Origin of the sequence: Sphingobium indicum BiD32, from assembly GCF_000382885.1 — a bacterium.
GTDB lineage: Bacteria > Pseudomonadota > Alphaproteobacteria > Sphingomonadales > Sphingomonadaceae > Sphingobium > Sphingobium japonicum_C.
The window spans coordinates 1-5,286 of the sequence record NZ_CAVK010000158.1 but is presented as its reverse complement, the minus strand read 5'-3'; the positions used below and the strand labels follow the sequence as shown (position 1 = coordinate 5,286).

Annotated in this window: 3 protein-coding genes; all 3 read right to left on the bottom strand. The window is 54.4% G+C overall.

Annotated elements, in window-relative coordinates; all coding sequences use genetic code 11:
- The coding region (locus EBBID32_RS16180) for a hypothetical protein (RefSeq protein WP_037491257.1) at positions 1–2,129 on the bottom strand (2,129 nt) is incomplete at its 3' end.
- Between the two features lie 12 nt (positions 2,130–2,141).
- Positions 2,142–3,131: a hypothetical protein gene (locus EBBID32_RS16175; RefSeq protein ID WP_006960708.1), complete on the bottom strand. Its 990-nt coding sequence runs from the start codon at positions 3,129–3,131 to the stop codon at positions 2,142–2,144.
- A partial coding sequence (locus EBBID32_RS16170; RefSeq protein ID WP_037491255.1) for a hypothetical protein occupies positions 3,131–5,286 on the bottom strand: 2,156 nt, incomplete at its 5' end. The genes EBBID32_RS16170 and EBBID32_RS16175, both read right to left, overlap by 1 nt.

Sequence of the window (5,286 nt, the reverse complement as noted above, 5' to 3'; positions counted from 1 at the left end):
ATAATTTTGAATCCGACTCTAAGTACGAGACGAAGCCAGACATAAAAGAAATCAGACAACTCAGAATAATGTAGAAGCCCTCCAAACGGGGGGTCGGTGATAACCAAGTCGATACTACTGTCTGCCAATTTAGCCAAGTCGGTCGATGATCCGCAGAACGTCTCTGCGCCCAAAAGCGTATCGCCAGGAAATACCTTTTCGCTTTTTCCAGTTATTTGCTTTGCTATCTCAGGTGATTGGCGCTTTAGCTGCTCTAGGCTTACAGCTTCCCACGGAGACGCTGCCCATTCTCCACCCTTGAAGAGGACTTCAACTGTGGATGACCACGGTCCGTATCCCATGGGCGGAAATACGCCGACTTCGATTACATTATTCTTTGGATGGAAATTGCTATTCGACATGGCTGGAGCAAGTTTGTCATGCTTCATATGCCAAAACGACAATGAGTTTTGATTGCGCAGAAAATTCTGAAAGGCGCCGAGAACGTATTCTCGTGTTGCCCAATCATAATCTCCAACGTTAACAATCGCCTTCAGCAGCTGCGTGTGCACAAGCATCTGCCTAGGATTGTACATCGTCCACCAGTGTGTGAAGCCGTGATTAGGAACCCCACCTTGAAGATGATGAGTCATAAATCCGTAGGGAAGCTCAGATCTTGGCCAATATTCGGCTAGATCCGTGTCCTTGCGCATCTCCCATTCAGAGAATGCGGCATCGTACTGATTTGCATAGTTGGAATCGAAGGCAGTAAAATAACGACCGCCATATGGCGCGCCCGATTGATAGCGCTTAGGTGAATAGGCTTGCACTGCGTATGCCGCCATAGCGCCGCTCTTGCCACTGGCCTTTACAGTTCCAAGAACATCCTGGACCGTACCGCACGCGCTACAGGCATAGTTTGACTTTTTAGGTACCGTTCCCGCATCAGTTTTGAAAGTCACATGGGTCTCTGGACACGTCACCTCATCAGGCAACTTTCCGCGCACTTCAAGGAGTCTGATGGTTGATGCTCGCTCTTGGTCCCATCTTGCGGAAGCAGTAGCATCGTCCTGAGCTGTTCCACCGAATAGCAGGCCATCGTTATCTTGCTTGGAACATCCAGCGAGCCATTGCGGATGTACAAGAAGACTTAATTCGACTTTCTTATTTGTTCCTTTTCCGAGGTTCACCAACTCGGTGACACCGCAATCGGGGCAGACAACGCCCTTTTTTCGATCAAGAGTGGAATGAGGGATTTCGGATGGCGCAACATACAGTGGCATGTCCGGCGCCATTCGGGCGGCCTCTTCCTCTACGTGGAATTCGGCGCCGCATTTGCGGCAGGTATGCTCCCAGTGTTTTACGCTAATGGACTTAATGGCCATGACTGGGCTGGTCATTATGGGAGTACGATGACCACACCCCGTCACTTGGCATGGTCCGTGTTTGGCCCAGAAGGTGTAAATCACCTCGGGACCTTCATAGCTATATTCTGCCCTCTGCTCTGCCGTCAGCGATAGCGGATCAAAATCAGCTGGCATCACCCGCCTGGATGGAAGGTGGGTCCATTTCCCCTTCTCGCCATTTGGCCCATCGCAGTAATAATACGGCATTATCTGAGGCTTAACCTCAGCTTCGATGTCGGCAAGCAGTCGCTTGACCTTTCCGAGGTCGACGCCGGAAAGTTCCTGCTTCACCACAAACCAAGCTACAGGGTTGAGGTCGTTGCCCACCATTTGCATGCCAAGGCGCGAGCCTTCGACTAACGTAGTGCCGCCCCCCATGAAGATGTCTGCTACCTTCAGGTTTTTGAACGCGCCTTTCTTCTGGTGATTGGCGTAATAGTTATCCCACACCAGCTTTGCAGCGTGCGACTTGTCCTCAGGAGCCCTTGTGGCGGCCGCAATCAGCATAGAGCGAAACACACTGGACCGCCGTCGAGCCCACCATTTCGACATCTGGTAGATTGGCTTACCCGCGTTTCCTTCAATGATCGCTACCTGATTGACTGGCAGAATCGGGAAGTCGACTTCTAGGCAGGTTTTCGGACGATTGGGGTCGTTGAAATCAACGGTCTCTAGCGCGACAGTCTTACCTGCGCCGACGGCCTTCGCGACTTCCTGCGCCAACAATTCTTTTTTCGATGCCATCTGGCGCAATCCTTACTTTGTAATCTCGACGAACGGCGAAAGAACCTCAAGCAGTGAGAGGCCGCCGTGCGTCAATGTCGGGTAGCCGCCTTGGCTCTTCCACTTCCAGCGGCCCACCGCCAGACGGTGTTCGCCGTGTGGGCTGTGGATCTGAAGAGCGACTGGAGGAACAAAGGGACCGGTTTCGCCGCTTCCCTTTGAACTCCGCCTGCTGGCAAACGTCGACTTTAAAAATTGACCGACTTCGCCGTCCGCATCCGGGAAATAGCCGGTCGCGGCATAGCCATGGTCAGACGTGATGACCAACCGACGACCTGTGGCCAGACGTTCAACGAATGCCCAGAAATCGTCGCTGTTGAGCTGATCGGTGGCGTCACGGATCAAGGTATCAAGCCCCTGGCCGGCGACAGAACCATCGTGGACCTTACTGTCGGGCCAATGGTGCCAGAAAACCCAGTTCTTCGAACCGTTGATCAGGCCTTCGCAGTCTTTCCAGGGCATATCAACGCACTCAGTGGCGGTGGGTTGAAGCCTATGCGCCATGCCGCCGCCGTTGTTTTGCAGCTGGCTCCGGCTGCCGAAGCCAAGGGCCTTCGCAAATTCATTGGTTTCGCCGGGCAACTCGGAGGCATTTGCGGAAACCTCGTGCAGCGTGAAGCCGCGTTCCTTGGCGCCTTGTAGCAACCAAGGCAACTCACGCAGCGAAAGGCCGTCCAAGATGAGCACAGCTTTTGCGCTGTATGGTTCCGCCCACCAACGTGCGAGGCGATCTGAATTGCGTTCAACGGTGGAACCGAAGCTTCGCCAAAGATCCCACGCGCTGGATGAAAGAAAGTGGTCGAGCGCACCTATTTCCCGATCGCGCTTGATCACCTCGCTCGGTGCATTGCCCGCAGCCAATGGTTTTGCCGCGATCTCGATAGCTTTGTCGATGATGACACGCCACGCATCTTCGTCCGAACCTTTGACCAGACTTTCAAGAACGGTTGCCTCAAGCGCCATCAATCGTCTTCCTTCTCGAGGCTAATCTCAAACGTCATGCCATCTGGCAGCTTCTTGAGCAGTTCCTTGAGCTGCGCACCGTTTGCCGCTGACACTTTGATCGCCACCTCGGCGACTTTCGTGGCCGGACCAATGCCCCAGCCTTCGAGTTTGCCGATCAAATTGAGCGGTGAAGTTGCCGGATTGTTGAGAGGAATGCGAGGTTTGGCGCCGGGAGCCACCGGGCCGCCTCCGAAGATACCTCCTGAAGTTGGTTGCGTCTCACCGCCTGCGCTGATCCCACCGCCGAATGGATTGGGCGGAGGAGGGAGCCCATCACCGAACAGGCCGCCGGTGTCACCTCCGCCTGGGGCCGTGGGTGTAACGGGTGTACTTCCACCCGTAGTGGGTACTGCCGAAGGTGCCATGAGAGACACCTCATCAAGCTGCCGACCTGTGAACGAAAGCTTCGAGCGCAGACGCCTCCACGCTGTCTCTTCATCTTCGCCAGGCTGCGTTTGCAGGATTTCCATGCCGCGCAGATTGATGGCGATCTTGCCTTTCGCGCAAAGACGAACGATGCGTTCCTTCATGGCCGTCTCTCCGAGCCAAGGTATGCAATCCTGACCTGCAGGACGCGGTTCCTGTAGTTCACGGAGCAGTTTGCCTACGGCCGAATTGTCGGCCGCAGCCTCCACAATCAGATCTTCAAAATCTTCAGGCACGAACAAATCATTGACCAAGGCTTCTTCAATTCCCTCGGGAATCTGAGCTCCTTGCTTCTTCAAGCTCTCAACGCTGAAGGCGCATTGGCTCGGGTCTGCAAAATTCCAGCGATGCAAAACGGCGAAGCGATCAAAACGCTTCTTCAGCATGTCCCGCAACGCGCTTTGGAATTCCGTGTGGAGCTTTTTGTATTCTGGGTTCTGACCGCTCCATTCTTGCGCCTTCATTTCTGCACGTGCCAGGATCAAGAGGTCACGATCCTGGTAGGCATTGAGTGAACCAGAACGCGGGAGCAGAAATCGGATCGTATTCCGCCGCTTCTGCAAATGATCCTTGAGCCAACGGCCGAGCGTGGCGGCGATGTTATCCGGCTCTTCAGGCAGTACCAATATTGGCAGGCGTTCATCCCATCGTTCGGGCTGTTCCGCTTCATCGAGCGTTGACCATGGATCGGTCTGCCAAGACTTCGGCAACGCTATGACTCGAAATAGCTTGGCCACCTCATCTGTACCACCAATGACATAGCGCACTTGTTTGGACAGTTGGGCTTGATCGGACCCGTCGGTGAACAGCTTGTCGTTCCGCGCACAGGCCATCAATTTGGCGCGAGGATTCTCTTCCTCGCGAAAAACAAGCCGAGGTCCATCTTGGTGGATGTTGAAGCTGTTCTCAATGATGGTCGACAGTTCAACCTGAAATGCGTTGTCATCAACCGCGTGATCGCGCGTGATATCGACTTGCAGCGTCGATGGCTCTGCACCCGCCAGATTGCCGACTGCAATGGATCGCAGCCACAATGCGCTGACAATTTCTTGAAGATGCGGAGCAACGCTGGCTTGGTTTGATACCGCTTCCGTCACGGAAATGATGTTCTGCTGCGCTTTTGCCCGCAGGGTCCGGTGATGCTCATTCGATACCGAGTCCAGCAGAGCTCCGATGCCGGATGCATCGTCATCTAGTCGGAAATCTGCAGCCGTCAAAACTGGCGAGGCTTCGCCCCGGCTTTTAAACAGATTTGCCAAGATGCGGATCATATCGCGCGTCTCTTGCGCGTCAGTCGCAATCAGAACTTGCTCTTCGAGCAACCGCAAGAGGTGCGGCGCAAAAGGCCAAGCCTCAGTGAATTCGTTGCGTTTGCGGTCTTGCTCGGACGGCGGGATATCCTGCAACCGGAAATATTCCACAACATGCTGCGCGATCAGTGCCTCGATCGTTCCACTCGCGATCTGCAACCGGTTGTCAAAAAGGCGATGCAAAAGCATCCGCCGGCGATCTTGTTGGATCCGTTCAGCGTTGCCTCCAGCCTTGAAGTCGATGGCAACCGGATTGACGCGATGCACCTGCTGGTAAGCGTCGCTACCGCCGTTGCGGACGGAAATCACGAGGACCAAAAGATCGGGTCTGTCCTTGGCAATCTCGGATAAAATCTGAGAGCCTGATCCGAAACTAA

Bases quoted from the DNA above. Each gene is read 5' to 3' on its own strand.
- EBBID32_RS16175 (WP_006960708.1), bottom strand. From the start codon at position 3,131: ATGGCGCTTGAGGCAACCGTTCTTGAAAGTCTGGTCAAAGGTTCGGAC.